Origin of the sequence: Oleiharenicola lentus, from assembly GCF_051660365.1 — a bacterium.
Taxonomy (GTDB): domain Bacteria; phylum Verrucomicrobiota; class Verrucomicrobiia; order Opitutales; family Opitutaceae; genus Lacunisphaera; species Lacunisphaera lenta_A.
Map to the genome: position 1 here is coordinate 2,386,174 of NZ_JBOZXB010000001.1, position 18,039 is coordinate 2,404,212.

Sequence of the window (18,039 nt, forward strand, 5' to 3'; positions counted from 1 at the left end):
GTGATGAGAAGCGCAATTCACTCGGGCAGTCATTGTGCAATTAAAATTTTTTCGACTGCGTGGCCCCTTTTGGCAAAGGACTGCGCTTTGGGGAATGTGAATCCTTCTTATTTCCAGGTTTTATTCGGCGACGAGTCTGCCTTTTCTTCGATTTCGAGACTGGCGGGCGTCGACTGTTCTCAAGCCGCTCGCATCGACGCGCTGGAGAGCGAAAACACCCGGTTGCGTGAGCAGTTACGTCAGCAGGCATTCCTCGCCACCGGGTTGACGGCGGCGCGCGAGAAGGCCGAGACAGTGAGCCGGAACAAAGGCGAGTTTCTCGCGAATGTAAGTCATGAGATTCGCACAGCGGTGAGCGGCGTCATCGGACTGGCCAACCTGTTGCATGATTCGCTGCTCAACGACGAACAGCGCGACTTGGTGCAAACCATGTGTCGCAGTGGCGAAGGTTTAGTCACGCTCATGAACGACCTGCTCGATTTCTCGAAAATCGAAGCCGGTTGTCTCGCGCTGGAAGTAATCGATTTCAATGTGCGCGAGGAATTGCAGCTGGCGCTCGAATTGCAGGCTTCGCAGGCAGCGCGCAAGGGATTGAAATTAGTCATGCACCTCGATCCGGAGGTGCCTGCGGCGTTGCGCGGCGATCCCCTGCGGTTGCGCCAGATGGTGCTCAATCTGATGAGCAACGCGGTGAAATTTACCGAGTGTGGCGGGGTGGTGCTGCGAATGCGTTACGAGCCCGGCGAGCCGCAAGGAAGATTGCGCTGCGAAATCACAGACACCGGCATCGGGATTCCTCCGGCTGCGCAGGCGAAACTGTTTCAACCCTTCGTGCAGGCGGACGCCGCGACATCGCGGCGCTTTGGCGGCACGGGCTTGGGCCTGGCGATTTGCAAGCGGCTCGCGGAGTTGATGCGGGGCGAGATCGGCGTGCGGAGCGCGCCGGGAGTTGGCTCAGTTTTCTGGTTTAGCGTGGAAATGGCGGAGGTGACGTCCCCGGAAGCGTCTGCGGCCGTGGCCTGGCTGCCCTTGGCGGGTCGCTCGGTGCTGATCGTCGATCCGCACGCGGGCTGTCGAAATGGATTAGCCGATCTTTGCACGGCGTGGGAAATGAAGTGCGAAGTGGCCGATAGTTCCGAGATGGCGTTGATCCATTTACGGCAAGCGACGCAAATCGGCACGCGTTACGATGCGGTGATGTTCGAAAATCGCATGCCGGGAACCGATGGCCTGGAATTCGCCCGGACAATTGCGGCGGATTCGGAAATTTCGGGGACGGCGCTGGTGATGTTGACCGCCGGTGCAAAATGTCCGTCGGCGCATGAACTCGAGGCCTGCGGCATCACCGCGTGCGAGTCGAAACCGGTCCGTCCGGAGAAGCTGCGCCATACTTTGGGACGCGCGCTCGCGAATCGGCGGGCCGATTGAGTCGGGTAGGCGCGGAGGCGTTTCGTGACGCAGCGCGCGTCAGGCCGGCATCAACCGTTCATGCGGGCGGGGGCTGTGGTCGCGGGTCGGAATTTCGCCGGGCGGGAACGGTTTGTTGAAACGATCGATCAGTTTTTTCCGCCAATGCGTCGGCGTGAAATTGTGGAACGCGCGGTATTCGCGGCAGAAGTGACTGGAGCTGTTGAAGCCGCAGTGGCGTGCGACGTCTTCAAGTGTCATCGCGGTGCGGCTCATCAATTCCTGGGCGCGATCGAGGCGGACGCGTTGCAACGCGGTCTTCGGGCTCGTGTGGCGCACCTGCCAGAAAAGCCGGCGCAGGTGGCTGGTGGAAACGTGGACCGCGTCGGCGATCTCCTTGACCGAAGGTTTGCGAATCAAGTGTTCGGCATACCACGAGAGCGCGCTCTCGACTTTGAAGTTAGCGAGATCAGGCAGTGGAGAAAGTTGCGCGGCGGTGCTGCCTTCCAGTGTGAGCAACGAGAGGTCCATCAAGCGACCTTCGAAGTGGAGTGTGCTGAGTTGATTCGGCTGCAGGTAATGCGGTTCAACCGCAGTGGCGAAGGCTTGGAGACGCGCGATGTCGTCGTCGCTGAGTTTGCGTTCGAGCCAGCCGCCGTTTTGGCGGACGATTTCGTCGAGCGGATAGGGCACGCTGCCGAAGTGGAAGGCGATGCGGTGATACTTGCGGTGACGATCATCGTGCCACGCGTGGCTGCATTCGGGCGAGAACACCCACAACGTCTTTTCTTTGAAAACCGGTTTTTCGCGATCGCGCAGGGTCGCGGCGCAACGGCCTTCGATCACGGCATAGAATTCCCAATTCGTGCGCGTGTTGCAGCGCATGGGTTTTTTCCAGCGGATCGCGCCATTGGCGAAATAACGAAGCATGGGGTGAGGGGGTAACGAATCACTAGTGCGCTCGGATATTGCCACAATCGGCTCCAAGGTCTGCCAGTAAGATTAGTTTTAACGATGTGGCCGTGAAACGAAGTGGAAGTTCCGCGCGTCGACGCGAAACAGGCCGCGTGCGGGTGTTTTTTTAAACCACGGATTACACGGATAAAAACGGAAAGACGGATCCGGGCAAAGTCGACTGACGGCTCGCCTTGATCCGTTCCCATCCGTCGGCATCCGTTCAATCCGTGGTTAAAAAAATTCGCGCCATTCCGTCATTGTCGTGACCAGCAGCCGTTGCGCACAAAAAAGCCGGCGCGTTCACTCGCGCCGGCTTTGATACCCTTGAACCTAATTTACCGAAAAAAGATCAGAACTTGTAGGTGACGGAAGCCTTCAGGTTGATCGGGTCACCGACGAGCACCGACGTGCGCGAACCGGCGGCGAGGATGTAGTCTTCGTCGAGCGCGTTGTTCAGTTGCAAGCGGGCGGTCCAATCCTTGGCGCGGTAGCTGACGCCGACATTCACGAGCGTGCGACCGGCGACGATGAAGCTCGGTTGGTTCGGCACGAATTGCGGGCCGGTCGGCAGCGGACGGGTGCTGGTGTAACCGGTGGAATTTTCGCCGACGACGTCGTCCTTGAAATCCACGCCCACGCTGACGCCGAAGTTCTTCAAGACGCCTTCGCTGAAGCGATAGTCAGCGTAGATGGCGCCGCTCTTGTCCGGCACGCCGCGCACGCGGACTTCGGTGACTGGCTGGCGGATTTTGAACTGCGTGTAGTTACCGATGAGCGTGAGGTTTTGGTTAACCGCGTAGGTGGCCTCGAATTCCCAGCCCTTGGAGTTGAGGTTGAGGTAGAGCGGATTTTCCAGCGCGGCGGCTTCGGCAAAGCGGCCTTGCGCGACGAGCGTGTAATAGTCGCTGTTCGGCACCGAGTAATTTTGCTGCTGGATGTCGAAGTGCGAGAACGACGCCGTGAGGCGGTCGTTGAGGAGCGACGTCTTGACGCCGAATTCTTTTTGCGTGCCAGCCGCGGCGCGGAAGCTCTTGAGGTAAGTGCCGGGATTGAGGGAGCTCGGCATCGTGCCGCCCGAGGTATTGTAACCGTAGAACAGCGAGACGTGTTTGATCGGCTTGATGACCGCGCCAAACGTTTTTGCCGTCGTGGAGATATTGTAGCTCGGGGCGACGATTGCGGGCAACAGGCCGGTGTTGTCGACGCGGGTGAGTTGACCATAGAAGCGAGAGACGCCACCGGAGAGTTGCACGCGGTCTTGGAGCAGGCTCAGGTTTTCATAAACGAACACCTGGAGGTCTTCCTGTTTACCGGTGCGATTGCCACCGGCGTCAGCCACGGTCGGCTCGGTATAAACGAGATCCGGATAGGTGGCGGAAGCGAGGGCATTGGCGGCCACGGTCGGACGCGCTTTGGCCGCGTAGCTCTTGAACTGCACTTTCGAGAAGTTGGCGGAGACGCCCGGAATGGTCGTCGTCTTGAACCACGGCGTCTCGAACTTGATGGCGTAGTCGTTGCGGAAGTGGGCTTCGTTGTAGAAGAGGTCAACCGCACCATAGTTGCGCGTGTAGCTCCACGTGGACGGATCCGTTACCGGAGCAGGCGTGGCGGCGAGGACGACGGTGCCGGTCGTGTCGGCGGTCCATGCGGCGGTGTTCCAGTTTACGCCGGGTTCATAGAGACCGGTGTAAGGATTGCGGCTGCCGCCGCCGGCGCCCGTGAGTGCGGCGCTGGTGCCACCTTGGTCTTCGCGCACGACGTGGTTAGCCATGAATTGAAGGCGCGAGCTGACGTGGTCGCCGAGACTCGACAGCAGTTCAAACGTGATGCGCTCGGTCGCGCGGTGACGTTGATCGAAATCGTTGTCGCTCGCGAAAGACCAGTCGCGGGGCAGCCCGCGGGCAATGACGGCTTCCTGGCCGCTGCCGATGCTCGGATCGAGCGGGAGGCCGCCGAGATTGGTTTCACGGTTCTGCACGAACTCGGCTTTCACGATGAGTTGGTGCGCCGGGCTGAGTTGCCAGGAGAACGACGGGGCAAACATGTAACCGCGACGGAAGTGATTACGCGCGTAGCCATCGCTATCCCAGTAGGCGGCGACGACGCGGGCGGCGATGCCGTGTTCTTTGGAGATGACGCGATTCACGTCGGCGCTGACGGCGTTGCTGAAATATTGGGCGAGCTCGAGTGTCACGGAGGACTTGTCCTGCATGATCGGTGCTTTCGTGATCGGATTCATCTGGCCGCCGGGGCTGCCGCCGGGGACGAGGATCGCGTTCGGGCCTTTGATGATTTCGACGCGCTCGATATTATACGGAGCGAGCGACATGCTGTAACCGTCCGCGCCGGAAATTTCCGTGCCATCGACGAACTCGTGGGAAACTTGGAAGCCGCGAATCGTGTAACGGTCACCGCCAAACGGCAGCGTGGACTCGACGATCGGCGTCACATACTTGGCGGCATCGAGCAGGCGAAACGATTGCGAGTCCTGCATGAATTCGCTCGTGACGACCGAGACGGTTTGCGGGATGTCTTGGATGGACATCGCGACGCGGGACGCGGAGAGCGCTTGTTTGGAGAGATACGGATTCGCCGGCGTTTCGGTGATCGTGAACGTCGGCAAAGTGACGACCTCTTTTTCGGGCGCGACGGCCGGGGCGGCGGTCTGGGCAAATGCGATTTGTCCGCTCAAAGCGAGACAGGCGCACGTGATGAATGCGTGATTACGTTTCATAAGCTTACGGGGTTAGGGGTTGGCAGCGGTGGGGAAGCTGCTGCGTGTTATGAATGCACGCGCCCCGTTTCCGTAAAGGGCACGGAACGCTCAAAAAGTTGCACGAAACGCTCACCCGCTCTCTACGCGTTCGTGGTGGGCGTCGGTCTACGCACCGACGCTTCGGCGCATTCGTAACTTGGCGCCGGTGCGGAGACCGGCGCCCACCTGATCTTGCTCAATACCCCACGGCTTTCGCGTCGCCCTTGCGCGGATCGGCCGCGCCGAGGAAAACGCCGCGCTCGGAATCCACGCCGATAGTTTCGCCGTCGCCTTGATACGCGCCTTCGTAGGATTTTCTCTCGGGGAGCGTGTGGCCTTTCGCTTTCAAAATCGCCATCGTGTCGGGTGACAGGCCGAAGCGCTCGAACGTCACGACATCGGGCATCCATTGATTATGAATACGCGGCGCTTCGACCGCTTGCATGACGGGCATCTTGTGATCGATGACGTTCGTGATGATCAGCAACACGGTGTTGATAATCGTCGGCCCGCCGGGCGAACCCGTGAGCAATACGAGTTTGCCGTCCTTGAACACCATCGTCGGCGTCATCGATGAAAGCGGACGTTTGCCCGGCACGATGGCGTTCGCTTCGCCTTGCAGCAGGCCGAACATATTCGCCACGCCGACTTTTGAAGTGAAGTCGTCCATTTCGTTATTCATTAGAATTCCTGTGCCGGGAATCGTCACGCCCGAGCCGTAAGCGCCGTTGAGCGTGTAGGTGCTCGACACCGCGTTGCCCACGGAATCGACGACGGAAAAGTGCGTGGTTTCCATTTTCTCGCGCGCAGGGGCCGTCACAAATTTTCCGAGGCCGGGCTGCACGTTCGCGGCGGGCGTGGCTTTGTCGGGCGAGAAATCCGCCATGCGGTTTTTGATGTAGGCCGGATCAAGCAATTTTTCGACGGGCACATTCACGAAACCCGGATCGCCCAAATATTCCGCGCGATCACGAAACGCGCGTTTCATCACTTCCGCGAACAGATGGTATTTTGCCGCGGAGTTGTAACCCATCGCCGCGACGTCGAATGGCTCAAGCATCCCGAACATCTGGAGCAGTGCGATGCCGCCCGAACTTGGCGGCGGCATCGTCACGATGTCGTAGCCGCGATATTTGCCGCGCAACGGCGCGCGTTCGGCTGGAACATAATTTTTTAGATCGGCAAGCGTGATGCTGCCGCCGTTTTTCTCCATGGCGGCGACGATGCGGCGGGCGGTTTCACCTTCGTAGAATTCGCGCGGCCCATTTTTTTGCAGACGGGAAAAAGTTTCGCCGAGATCGGCTTGAATCCAATTTTCACCCGCTGCGAGCAACGCGCCGTCCTTGAGATAAATGCGCTTCGACTCGGGGAACTGCGCGAGGTGTTCGTGATTCGCGCGCAGTTGTGCGGCGGTGTTTTGCGATACGATATGACCTTCCGCCGCGAGGCGGCGTGCAGGTTCGCAGACGTCGGCCCACGTGACTTTGCCCGAACCGTATTTTTGCATCGCGAGCGCAAAACCCGCGACGGAGCCGGGCACGCCGCTCGCTTTCCAACCGACCGTCGAGGAGCCTGCGCCTTCGACCACTTTTCCATTCGCCGCGAGATACATGTCACGCGTGGCGGAAGCCGGCGCGGTTTCGCGATAATCGATCACCACGTCGCGACCATCCGCGAGGTGGATCACCATAAAGCCACCGCCACCGATATTGCCCGCGAAAGGAAACACCACGGTGAGCGCGAGGCCGGTGGCGACTGCGGCGTCGATCGCGTTGCCGCCTTTTTGAAGAATTTCGAGGCCGGCCTGCGAACCGAGTTCATGCACCGAAGCCACCATGCCGTGCTTCGCTTCAACAGCGGCGCGTTGCGCGCGGAGCGCTGTGGGATTTCCCAACACAAGACTCGTGATGAATAATCCGGTGAGCAGGCGTGGGGCGATTTTCATGCGATCACATTCCTGTGATGACAGAGTGTCTCAAGCCGTAAAAACCCGCGAACTGATGCGCGCGCATTTTATGTTCCCGCAATTTAACGACATAGAAAATTTAGTCTTCCCAGGGTTGCCGATCTCCACGGCGTGAGCACAGTCGTCCGCATGATTCTCAACGTCGGCTGCACGCTTGATTACCAGGTGTTGGCACCTACCGCCAATTTCACGTTCAACATCCTCGCCAACAGCGACGCGCAACAACGCATCCTGAGCGAGGAACTCGCGTTTAGTCCCACGACGGTGGTGCCGGAAAAAATTTCTAGTTCGAAAGGGAATCGGGTCGTGCGTGCGGAAGCCCCGCTGGGGCCGTTTCAACTCCGTTATTCCGCACAGGTGGAGACGATTCGCCCGTTGCTGCCGCCGGAAGTGAAACCGGAAAATATCGGTCGCCTGCCGCTCACGGTGCTGACCTACACGCTGCCGAGCCGTTACTGTGAGAGCGATCGTTTTGCCCAAGTCGCCTGGGAGCTGTTCGGTAAAATAGAAAATCGTGCCGAGCAAGTCCGCGAGATTTGCCGCTGGGTCGATGCGAACCTCACTTACGAAATCGCCTCCACCGACGGTCGCACCTCCGCGTGGGATGTCTGGCAGGGTCGCAAAGGCGTCTGCCGCGACTACACGCACCTCGCGATTTCACTGTGTCGCGCCTTGAGTATTCCCGCGCGTTACGTGGGCGGCTACGCCTTCGGGCTCGATCCGATGAATTTCCATGCGTGCTTCGAAGCTTACCTCGCGGGCCAGTGGCACATTTTTGATCCGACCGATCAAATCGCCGCGGACGATATCGTGGTGATCTCCCGTGGACGCGATGCGGCGAACTGTTCGCTCACGACCATCTACGGTCGCGTGCAAACCACGCCGGTAAAAGTTGTCACCGTGCGCGCCGAGTTGTCAGCACCGTCAGGCCTCGCCGTGCCCATTCCGTCACTCCCGCTGCCACAAGATATTCCTGCGTCGCCCGCGGCGTAACGGTTTTCTGTTTTCTAAAAATGGCTGCCGTCGATAGCTTTCGTTCTCCGCGCGACAAAAGTGTCGGTGGACTACATCACCTCGCGCGCATGATCGACAAGATCCGCTTAAAGGGCGCGGGCGCGTTACCCGAGGGCTATCACCGCAACTATGGCTTGTCGGTTGGTCTCGACGGACAGCTCTGTAGTTTTCTCAACGTAAAATTCGAAGCCGTCGAGGCTCGCGTGCTCGTGGGCGGCACAGACGCGGAGATTGCGGAATGGATTTTTGCGCAGGGCTTCCGGCCCAATCGCACGCAGACACTCGTGTGGAATGAACATTCGCGCAAATTGGGTTGGAATGACCGGCTCACGAGTTTCATCGCGAAAGTGAAAGCAGACTCAGCCCTCGCGCACCGCACGGATCTCCTCACGACGTTCGACCTGATCGACGCCAACGAAGGCCGCGATTCCGGAACGTAGCAGGTGGGTGTCGGTCTTCGCGCCCACGGCTTGGCGGACTCGCTGCTTATCGCGAGTGCAAACACTGGTGACTACTCAGGTTATCTCCGAAAAACTGACGTGTTCGGTCTTTTGCTTTGGTTTTGCGCAGCGAGAATCAAGGGCGCGTCGAGATCCGTATAGGTCACGGACTAGGGATTTTTCCTGCTGAAAAGGTTTTGCCACCGCCCGATCGCTTTCTTTCCGTTCCGCGGGCCACTTGAATGCACACAAAAACACCCCGGTTCGGTTGGAATAAGATTATCATTGGTTTGGCAGTGGCAGGAGCAATTTGCTCTGTGGCACTGTGGATCGATCAAGCTGACGGGGATTTACCCTCGGCTAATCCGACCGTGCGAACTGGAGAATTTACCGGCTCTCTCCCGGCAAGCGCGGCCCCCGTTGCGTCGAAACCAACTTTGCCGGCACCGCGCGAGGTGTTTTCGGATGAGCGGCCGGCAAAACCGGAGCCAGTGCCGGCGAATATTGCGCGGGTGTTTCCGAGCATTGAACGGCGCGTCGTCGATTGGCGGAAATTTCGGCCGGAATCATTAACGGTGGCACCTCATCCAGACTTGCCGATCTCGTTCTCGCAGGTGGCGATTAAGGAGGACGGCAAGTATGTCACTTGGATTGGACGTAATAAAGAGCTGCCAGGTGCGAGTTTTGTCGGAGTCGCCACGGTCGATGGCTACGATGCGATCCTGATTTTACCCGGCGCCCCTGAATTCTCGTTTCATGTCCGAGGTGAAGCGGTCGCGGTGAGTGAAATGGCTTCCGGGGAGGACGGGTGTGGTAATTTCCCTGCTCAACCGCCGCTGTCCCCTAAGGAGTTTTCCGCCGTGGTGCTGCATGTCGCTTACGCCACGGGGCACGAGCCTTTGCCCGAAGCGGTGCACGCGGTGATCGACGGACCCAAGGTAGATGTGCTGGTCGCTTATGATGCCGAGGCGCGCGAGCGCGCCGCTCAAACTTCGCCCTCCGATCCCATTGGCTATCTTGATGCGCAGGCAAAAGCGCGCATCGAAACCAGCAATGTGGTGCTCAATCAGAGCGGGGTGACTTCTTATCAGTGGCGGTATTTGGGGCTGGTCGCTGCGCCTGCTTACGAAGGTTCCGTCGACTCACTCAAACATTTCTCAGCCATTGTGCCAGGGGGCGCAATTTTTGATTGGGTGAAAGCAGAGCGTTACAAGCGCGGTGCCGACCAAGTGGTGCTAATGGTCGGCGCTAACATGGATTTTGCTGGTCGCGCAGCTTCTTCCACCACCGGCATCGTGTCGGCGGATCGAGCGAGCGCCGTGGTGCGATGGAACAGTTCTGCGATGACGTTTCTGCATGAGCTGGCCCATAACTTTGGATGTCAGCACGACCGCGAGCACGTGGATGTTTTATCTCTCGGGCAGTATGGCCCGGCGGCGCCTGACAACGATGGTAAATGGCACTACGGTTTAATGTGGGCCAACACCAAGCCGTTTCCGACGTATCCTTATGATGTGGGGACGTCCGGCACGGTGATGTCGTATTCTGACTATGATGTTCCGTATTTCAGTAATCCGAACATTTCGATTACGGTCACTCCGTCGATGTTGGGATGGGGATGGTCAACAAATCCAAGCCTCGGCACCCACGTCATCGGGCGCCCGGAAACAGATCCGAAGGCGGCGAACAATGCCAAGGTTCTTCAGGAACGTGGCGTGGCGATGAGCGGACAGATGGAAGAAATCGGCCTGCCGGCCATCGTGCAACACCCGCAAAGCTCGACCGTGACTCCTGGATCGACGGCCGGAGTTTCTGTTACTGCCTCCGGGGGAGGTTTGTCTTATCAATGGCTGAAGAACGGCGTGAAAATAGATGGGGCAACCGGCACGATCTACACCAAGGTGGCTGCGAATGAAGACACGGGCGATTATACCGTAACCGTGAGTAATCTGAAGGGTTCAGTGACGAGCAACTCAGCCAAAATCACAGTGCAGGCCCTTGTGGTCACGCCACCGCCGACGAGCAATAATACTGGCGGAGGCGGAGGCGGTGGAGGAGGTGGAGCGCCCAGCGCTTGGTTCTATGCGTTGAGCGGTGCCGCGGCTTTAGGGCGTTGGCTCACGAGGCGTGTTCGCTCTTCGCGAACGCTTAACTAGGCCACGGCGAACCCGGCGGGCCGAAGCGCGTGCCGGCGGGGAAGCGCAGACCAAAATTTTCCTCAAGCACGCTCAACAGTTCTTCCGGGCTCGCGATTTCACGTTTCACGGCAGTGCCGTCTTTGTGGCGCACCGTGAGTTCGCGATCGAGCAACGAAATGCGTCCGGTCGACGTGGCGCGCGCCGCAATCAACCGGTTGCGGAAATGCGAATGCGGATGCGCGCACGTATACCAGTTGCCAAGCTCACGATCGATCGGCGGCATTTCTTCGCCCGTGTATTCGAACACATCGCTCCATTCATCGCCGTAGCGGATTTGATAGAAAAATTTGCCCTCTTCTTGGATGAACCGCCGCGGCTCATGTCGCGTGAGTTGTTCGCCTTCGACGTGATAACGAATCGGCGTAGTGAGCGAAGTAGCGCCCATGCCGGCGTCGGCCATCCAGCTCACGCCGTCGATGTCGACGCGTAGAAACAGGTGTGTGCGCGGCGGCGTGAAATCCCGCGGACGTTGCGCCCGCACGCGAGCGCTGAGCGGGGTGACGTGGAAACCGAGTGCGAGCAGCACGCGGAGCAAGTGGCTGTTTTGTTCGAAACAGTAACCGCCGCGTTGGTCGTGAATGAGTTTCTTTTCGACGGCGACAGGATCGAGATTGATGCCGCGTCCGAGCAACACGTCGAGATTCTCAAAAGGAATGCTGGCGGTGTGCGCAGCGAGAATCCCGTCCAACGTCTCCCAAGTAGGCGTGCGCGGGCCGGTGTAGCCGATGCGCGCAAAATAAGCGTCGAGGTTGGGTTGGAAATCGTCCGGCATCACCGAACAGCCAGCCACGCGTAAGCCGCCGCGTAAACCACGCATTCCGTCACGAGCAGCACAAACCCGATGCGTAACCAGGTCGAAGTGAGTGCCGGCCGCACGCCCAGCCACGGCAACACGCAGGCGCGGCCGCCCCAGAATAGCGCGGTCACCCCGCAGATCGCCCGCGCGAGAGGTTCCCCGGTGATGAGCAGCGGCGCGAGGAAGAGGCTGAGCAATCCCAGCACTGCGATCGTTGCGCCGATGGAGAAATTTTGAGCGACCGAGAAACGGCGGTGCATCTCCGGAAGCTTTGCGAGATTCTCCGTCCAGCCGGTCGGAATCGGGGTGAAGCAGGCGAGCGTGAGCGTCACGAAATGAAAGACACCGGCTATTTGCACCAAAATGATGAGCAAGGAATCCGACATCGTGCCATGAAATCAACGGCTGAGCCGGGCTGCAACGCGCGAGTGCGCGGGATGCGATCCAGCGACACGAATCACACGAATGACTGATTCCTCAATTCGTGGAAATCAGTGCAATTCGTGTCTCCCTCCCGTCCTTCAACTCTCGAACATCTTCGCAAGCTCGCGGTAATCCGTCTTCCCTGTGCCGAGCTTGGGGATCTTATCAACGACCTTCAGTTCCCGCGGGGCGCTGAGGTTGCTGAGGCCCTTCGCTTTCACGGCGGCGCGGATGTCGGCGAGTGTGAGGCGTGACTCGTTGGTGACAGCGATGAGTTTTTCACCCTTGTCCTCGTCGGGTTGCGTAAGAATCGCGACGGTGGCGCGCGCGCCGAACTTCGGGAAGGCGTTTACCATGGCATCTTCGACCGCGCTTAGGCTCACCATCTCCCCACTGATTTTCGCAAAGCGTTTCATGCGGCCGCGGATCTGCACGTAACCGTCGCCATCGACGAACACGACGTCGCCAGTATCATACCAACCCTTCAGCGCGGCGAATTTTTCCTGCGCGTCCTCGTTGAGGTAGCCCTTCATGACGTTCGGGCCTTTGACAAAGAGACGCCCGCCTTCCTCCACGCCTTCGACGGGCTCGAGACGCCAATCGAGCCCGGGCACGAATCGTCCCGCGGTGCCGACGCTTGGCTCCATGCGGGTGTTTACGCTGATGATCGGGCTGCACTCGGTGGCGCCGTAGCCCTCGAGGATGCGCAGACCGAATTTTTTCGCGTAGAGATCGAACGTGGCGGGCTGCAATTTTTCCGCACCGGCGACGAGGAAGCGCAAGGTGGCGAAATCATACGGATGTGCTTTGCGCGCGTAGCCGTTGAGAAACGTATTCGTGCCCATCAACACCGTGCAGTTGCGATCGGCGACGAGCGTGGGAATCACGCGATAATGCAACGGCGATGGATAGAGAAACGTGTAACACCCGCGGATCAGCGGAAACAGCGTGCCGCCCATCAGGCCGAAACTGTGGAAAAGCGGCAGCGCGTTAAAGAAGCGATCCTCATCGGTGACGTCGATGATCGCGATCGCCTGGCGGACGTTGGCGAGCAGGTTGCGATGCGTGAGCTCGACGCCTTTCGGCACGCCTTCCGAACCGCTCGTGAAAATGACCACGGCGGTGTCGTTGGCGTGCAGCGGCACGTCGCGCAAATCGGCCCCGAGTGCGCACGTGTGTTTCACGAGCTTGGAGAGCTTCGTTAATTTCGAAATCTTCGGCGCGATTTTTTCGAGGTAAGTGATTTTGATGCCGGCGTCTTTGAGCGCAGCGACGTCGAGCTTGGCTTTGTCGAGAAACTGCTGCGACGTGACGATGTGTTTCAGGCCGGCGAGTTTCGCGCACTGCAGCATCACAGGAATGCCCGTGGAGAAATTCAGCATCGCGGGAATTTTGCGCGCGGCCCACAGGCTGAGCAACGTGACGGGCGTGGTATTGACGTTCGGAAGCAACACCCCGATGCGCTCGCCCGCGTCGCGGCCAAAACGGTTGCGCCACACCTCGGCGAGCACGTCAGCACCCACCAGTAAGCGCCGATACGTGAGCTCTTTAAAACTCGCGTCTTCTATCGCGATTTTCCCGGGCTGGTTCGCGGCGGTTTCGACGACGGCGGCGAGGAGATTTTGCGCGCCATACTCCATCTCGACTTCGAACTGTTGGAGCGTCATGCGTTCGCGCAGCCAGGCGGTGGTGCGCTGACGCGCGACCGCATTGGCAACGTTCGGGAAATCCGGCGCGGTTTGCGCGTCGCTGAAATGCGCAGTGACGTGAGGAAACCATTTTTTCCAACCGGAGTGCCGCACGAAACGCACGCGGGTCGCGCCGCGTAGGTAACACGTGATGACTTTTGCGTGCGCCTGGCGCTGGAGAAATCCGGTGCCGTCGAAGATCTTCATCAGGCTCCCGGTCGTGGTGATGCGGCCTTCGGCAAAGAGGACGAGGCGTCCACCTTTGGATAAATAATCGGCCATGTCGCGCACCGCGTAAGGCGAGGCGTTGTCGATGGGGAATGTGCGGCGGTTCACCATCATCTTGCGGAAAATCCAGTGCGAATCTGCGACGGTGGCCGATGTGACGAAGCGCCAGTCGTCATCGAGCACCACGCCGAGGAAAAGCCAGTCGAGCCACGACGCGTGATTTGGGACGAGCAAGACTGGGCCGGGCGCGTTGAGCGCGTTGGTGTTGTAGGCGCGGAGGCGGAAGCACAGCCGCAAGAGCAGGCGGAGCAGCGTTTTCATCAAGCGACGGCGGATTTCTTGCCGGAGAATTTAAACCACGTCACGATGGCGGCGACGCCGAGCGCGAGTCCCAAGAAAATGCCGCTCGAACTCAGACCGGCTTTAACGCCGATAAAAACATACGCGCCGGCGAGCAGCATGCCGAGATTGTCGAAGAGATTTTGCACCGCGATGGTTTTGCCGAGTTTGGTGGGATCGCACTCGGCTTGGAGTGCGGCGTTGAGTGGGATTAGGAAAAGCCCTGCCGCGAAACCGGCGGCAATGAGCAGCAACACCACGGGCACGACCAGGTGCAACGACCCGAGAAGCAGCGTGGGCGTTTTCCAGAAACCAAACGAATTCACGGTGAACATCAGCGCGAGGACGCCCGCGAGGAGGAAGCCGTAGAGGCGCGTCTTCGTGAGATCACCGACTTGGTGAACCTGACCCGCGACAATGCTGCCGGCCATCACGCCGACGCTGAGCCAGAGGCCGAGCAGCGCGATTTGGGTGTTGTCGGGCAGATTGAGCACCTCAAGGCCCCACGGTTGGAAATTAATTTTCATCGCCGCGCCGCAGACCCAAAATAACGCCGTGCCAATGAGCACACGGCCGAGCCGTCCCGCCGTGAAAAGAGTGCCGAGGTGACTGGTGAATTCATGCACGCTCGCCGACAGCTTGATGCCGGGTTTGTGCGGCGTGGCGGACATGAAAAAGTTAAACAGCAGCGCCGTCGCAAATATTCCTGCGAGCACGACGTAGGAAACTGACACGCGGTCTTTGAACACGTCTGCCATGACCGAACCGGCGATGGCGCCCCCGAGGATTGCGACCAAGGTGAGCAGTTCGACCATGCCGTTTGCCTTAACGAGTTTCTCGCGCGGGAGAATTTCCGGCAGGATGCCATATTTGGCCGGGCCGTAAATGCACGCGCCAATGCCGACGATGAAATAACCCACGCCCTGCCACCAGGTGCCGTGCCAAATGCTCAGCGCGCAGATCACGGTGCCAAAAAGTTTGAGCGTGTTGCCACCGACGAGCCAGTGGGTTTTGGCGTAACGGTCGTTGAGATAGCCCGCGAGCGGCGCAAGTAACACATAAGGCACGAAGAGCAGGCTCGTGTAGATCGTGTTACTCGTGCGGAGTTCACCGGCGCTGATCGTGCCGGCTTTTTGGAGATACGTGAGCTGGCCCACGATGACGGCGAGAATGGCGTTGTCACCAAACGCGCCGAGGAACTGGCCGATGAGCAGCAATGGATAATTACGAGAGGAGTGGTTCATCGGTTGAGAGCGAGGGAACTGGAGCGGTGGAATTGTCGCGACAGAAAAAAGACCGCCGCACTCAACGCCCCGGCGGCGTGCGCCCAGGTGGAGACGCGCACATCGGTCGAGACGAAGGAGACGCAGGAGACGTCGGCGCGGGTGGTGACCTCGATCGCAATTTTCACGCCTATGACTACGAGCAAGGCGGCCCACCAGATGCGGTGTTGCCCGGCGTGGGAAAATTGCTGCAACGCCAGCAGCGTCACCACGCCACACGCGAGCCCGGAAAGTCCGCCGAAGGTGTGCATGGCCGACTCCATGATGAGCAACGCGCAACCGACCAGCGGCGCGGCGGCGAGTGAGAATCGCGCGAGCAAACCGGGGTGTGAGCGCTCGAGCCGCGTGCCCGCCGCGAGTATTACGGCGAGGTTCACGATTAAATGCCCGGCTCCGAAATGAATCCAGTGACCCGTGACGACACGCCACCATTCGCCGTCAGCAATCGCGGTTCGATTGAATAGCCACGCAGCGCGCACGTCCTCGGGAGCAAAATGTAACGCAATCGCCGGGAGCGCAAAAAGCGTCACAGCCAAAGCGGAAGCTCTCGCGAACGAAGATTCTTTCATGTCCTTCATTTGCGACGACTCAGCCAGCAACCACCGATGATGATCGCCAGCATCGTGGCCAGCCACAGATCGAGTGCGCCGCCCCCCGTGTAGCCGGGACGGTGTTCTATTTTAACGGCGTCGGGTTCTTCCTTGGCGCGGACTTTGAAGAGTTCGAGTTCTTGCGCGAGGTGCGCGGTCATGTCGTTCGCCGCTTCATTCAAGCCGCGGCTTGAGTCGTTTTTTAATTCTTCGCGGTTTCGCACGAGCGTGGCGTGGCCCTTGACGGCACTGGTGCCGGGCGCACGGAACAGCAGGCTGCGACTCGCGATATCGTAAACGACCGCTTCCATCAGCGTGTGCGTTTCGTTTTTTTGCGCGGGGACGACGTAAGCGCCGACAATGGTCCAGTAAGCGAGGCTCCATTCGGTGTCGTGGGTGTTCTGCGCCTGATCGTAAGCAATCAGTGCAACGACATCGATGCCCATGAGCGCTTTCAACTGGTCGAGGTTGTCGAAGCCGCCGCCTGCGCGCAGATAGGTCGTCGGCACGATCTGAATCGATTCGACGAACGGCAGCGTTTTGAACTGCGCTGACACGCGACGCAGCAGGGCCGTTTTTTCCGACTCCGTGAACTTCGAGGGTGCGATGGAGGTGTGGTTGTTGTGCGGGCCGCCGTGTCCGGCCGGGATGAAGGCGATGCCGACGCGCAAAGGCAGGCGCAACGTGGGAATGGTTGGCGTGATGAACGGTTGTTCTTTTCCAGGATAAAGGAAATTCACGACGCTGCTGGCTTCGTGGCGGCGGTAGTTGCTCCACATGCCGACACAGCCCGTGAGGCCGAGGGAGAGCAGCGCGAGAAGCGCGAGGGCGGCGAAGCGCGACGAGAAAGAACTGAAGGTGCGTGTAGACATGCGCGGAGCTTACCCGAAGCCGCGCGCGGGCCGTTAATTGATAAACCCGATGCGTCCATTGAGACGGCCAATACGCCGCAGCTCAGATCCGTTTGTCATATATTATATGACAAACGGATCGGCGGCTCTGGGCATTGACGTTGCCTCGGGGAGCGGCGGTGTGTCACGGTCGGCGCGTCGATGAACATCCATCACCTCGAGTTGTTCTATTACGTCGCGAAACACGGCGGCATCAGCCGGGCGGTGCGCAGCATGCCTTACGGCATTCAACAACCGGCGGTGAGCAGCCAGATTCTGCTGCTCGAAGAAGATCTCGGCGTGAAATTATTCGAGCGCACGCCGTTCAAACTCACGCGTGAGGGCGAGGAGCTGTTCGCGTTTGCGCGGCCATTTTTTGATAACCTTGCCTCGGTTGGCGCGAAACTGCGTCAGAAATCCGCACCGCACTTGCGCATCGCCGCTTCGGAATTGGTATTGCGCGATTATTTGCCGGCGGTGGTGGCCCGCTTGCGCAAACAGGAGCCGCGTCTGAAGCTCGGCCTGCGTTCTGGGTTTCAGGCTGACATGGAAAAGTGGCTGCTCGAACGCGAAGTCGATCTCGCGATCACGCCGCTCGATGGCAAACCGTCGGGCCGCATTCGGTGTGAGCGGTTGATGCAATTTCCGCTCGTGTTGCTGGTGCCGAAAAAATCAAGACTGCAATCGGCCTCCGAGCTTTGGGCGCGCGGTGAAATCGAAGATCCGTTGATTTCACTCCCGCAATCGGAAGTGATGACAAAACTATTTCGGCGGGGATTGCAGAAGCGGAAAGTGGACTGGCCGCACACGATCGAAGCCAGTTCAATGGACCTCGTCACGCGTTACGTGGCCAACGGTTACGGCATTGGCCTCAGCGTGAATGCGGCTGAAGTGGTGCGCGATTCGGCAGTGCGGATGTTGCCGCTGGATGATTTCGAATCGCTGGAAATCGCGGCACTGTGGACCGGCGAGGCTTCGCCGCTGGTGCAGGGCGTCATCGAAGAATCGAGACGCTACGTGGCGCAACAGTGGCCGCAGTGGGCCGCAATGTGATCGGAAAAAATG

The 18,039-nt window shown here is 59.4% G+C and carries 14 protein-coding genes; 5 read left to right on the forward strand and 9 right to left on the reverse strand.

All coding sequences use genetic code 11. The features are described 5' to 3' along the window. Positions 1-96: 96 nt before the first annotated feature. Positions 97-1,428: an ATP-binding protein gene (locus tag ACRRQW_RS09055; RefSeq protein WP_438480973.1), complete on the forward strand. Its 1,332-nt coding sequence runs from the start codon at positions 97-99 to the stop codon at positions 1,426-1,428. A gap of 39 nt (positions 1,429-1,467) precedes the next feature. Here the strand turns inward: ACRRQW_RS09055 and ACRRQW_RS09060 are convergent, their stop codons facing one another. From ACRRQW_RS09060 to ggt, 3 genes are all read right to left on the reverse strand, one after another. Beyond that, positions 1,468-2,337, reverse strand: a complete 870-nt coding sequence (locus ACRRQW_RS09060; RefSeq protein WP_438480974.1) for a helix-turn-helix domain-containing protein — start codon at positions 2,335-2,337, stop codon at positions 1,468-1,470. Between the two features lie 376 nt (positions 2,338-2,713). Then, positions 2,714-5,098 carry a TonB-dependent siderophore receptor gene (locus ACRRQW_RS09065; protein ID WP_438480975.1) on the reverse strand — a complete coding sequence of 795 codons (2,385 nt, stop codon included), beginning with the start codon at positions 5,096-5,098 and terminating at the stop codon, positions 2,714-2,716. A gap of 217 nt (positions 5,099-5,315) precedes the next feature. Then, a complete protein-coding gene (gene ggt / locus ACRRQW_RS09070) occupies positions 5,316-7,064 on the reverse strand; it encodes a gamma-glutamyltransferase (protein ID WP_438480976.1) in 1,749 nt (582 codons plus the stop codon). A 132-nt stretch (positions 7,065-7,196) separates the two neighbouring features. Here ggt and ACRRQW_RS09075 point away from each other — a divergent pair, with 132 nt between their 5' ends. The 3 genes from ACRRQW_RS09075 (at position 7,197) to ACRRQW_RS09085 (ending at position 10,695) form a co-directional block, all read left to right on the forward strand. Beyond that, complete coding sequence (locus ACRRQW_RS09075) at positions 7,197-8,078, forward strand: transglutaminase-like domain-containing protein (RefSeq protein ID WP_438480978.1); 882 nt, start codon at positions 7,197-7,199, stop codon at positions 8,076-8,078. A gap of 20 nt (positions 8,079-8,098) precedes the next feature. After that, positions 8,099-8,539: a DUF5069 domain-containing protein gene (locus ACRRQW_RS09080; RefSeq protein ID WP_438480979.1), complete on the forward strand. Its 441-nt coding sequence runs from the start codon at positions 8,099-8,101 to the stop codon at positions 8,537-8,539. 242 nt (positions 8,540-8,781) lie between these two features. Then, positions 8,782-10,695, forward strand: a complete 1,914-nt coding sequence (locus ACRRQW_RS09085) for a M12 family metallo-peptidase (RefSeq protein ID WP_438480981.1) — start codon at positions 8,782-8,784, stop codon at positions 10,693-10,695. Here ACRRQW_RS09085 and ACRRQW_RS09090 read toward each other — a convergent pair. The 6 genes from ACRRQW_RS09090 to rhlP form a co-directional block, all read right to left on the reverse strand. Then, complete coding sequence (locus tag ACRRQW_RS09090; RefSeq protein ID WP_438480982.1) at positions 10,688-11,527, reverse strand: arylamine N-acetyltransferase family protein; 840 nt, start codon at positions 11,525-11,527, stop codon at positions 10,688-10,690. The two genes, ACRRQW_RS09085 and ACRRQW_RS09090, sit on opposite strands and share 8 nt — an antisense overlap. After that, the gene (locus tag ACRRQW_RS09095; protein ID WP_438480983.1) at positions 11,509-11,919 is read right to left on the reverse strand and encodes a hypothetical protein; all 411 of its coding nucleotides are present in this window, start codon (positions 11,917-11,919) and stop codon (positions 11,509-11,511) included. Before ACRRQW_RS09095 ends, ACRRQW_RS09090 begins: the two co-directional genes overlap by 19 nt. A gap of 135 nt (positions 11,920-12,054) precedes the next feature. Beyond that, positions 12,055-14,193 (reverse strand): AMP-binding protein, encoded by a 2,139-nt coding sequence (locus tag ACRRQW_RS09100; protein WP_438480985.1) that lies wholly within the window; start codon positions 14,191-14,193, stop codon positions 12,055-12,057. Then, the gene (locus tag ACRRQW_RS09105) at positions 14,193-15,455 is read right to left on the reverse strand and encodes an MFS transporter (RefSeq protein ID WP_438480986.1); all 1,263 of its coding nucleotides are present in this window, start codon (positions 15,453-15,455) and stop codon (positions 14,193-14,195) included. Before ACRRQW_RS09105 ends, ACRRQW_RS09100 begins: the two co-directional genes overlap by 1 nt. Then, entirely contained in the window at positions 15,452-16,063 is a 612-nt protein-coding gene (gene rrtA, locus ACRRQW_RS09110; RefSeq protein ID WP_438480987.1) for a rhombosortase, read from the reverse strand. The genes ACRRQW_RS09105 and rrtA overlap by 4 nt, the downstream gene beginning before the upstream one ends. A 5-nt stretch (positions 16,064-16,068) precedes the next feature. Next, positions 16,069-16,956: a rhombotarget lipoprotein gene (gene rhlP / locus ACRRQW_RS09115; protein WP_438480988.1), complete on the reverse strand. Its 888-nt coding sequence runs from the start codon at positions 16,954-16,956 to the stop codon at positions 16,069-16,071. 180 nt (positions 16,957-17,136) lie between these two features. Here rhlP and ACRRQW_RS09120 point away from each other — a divergent pair, with 180 nt between their 5' ends. Continuing rightward, entirely contained in the window at positions 17,137-18,027 is an 891-nt protein-coding gene (locus ACRRQW_RS09120) for a LysR family transcriptional regulator (RefSeq protein ID WP_438480990.1), read from the forward strand. The last annotated feature ends 12 nt before the right edge of the window (positions 18,028-18,039 follow it).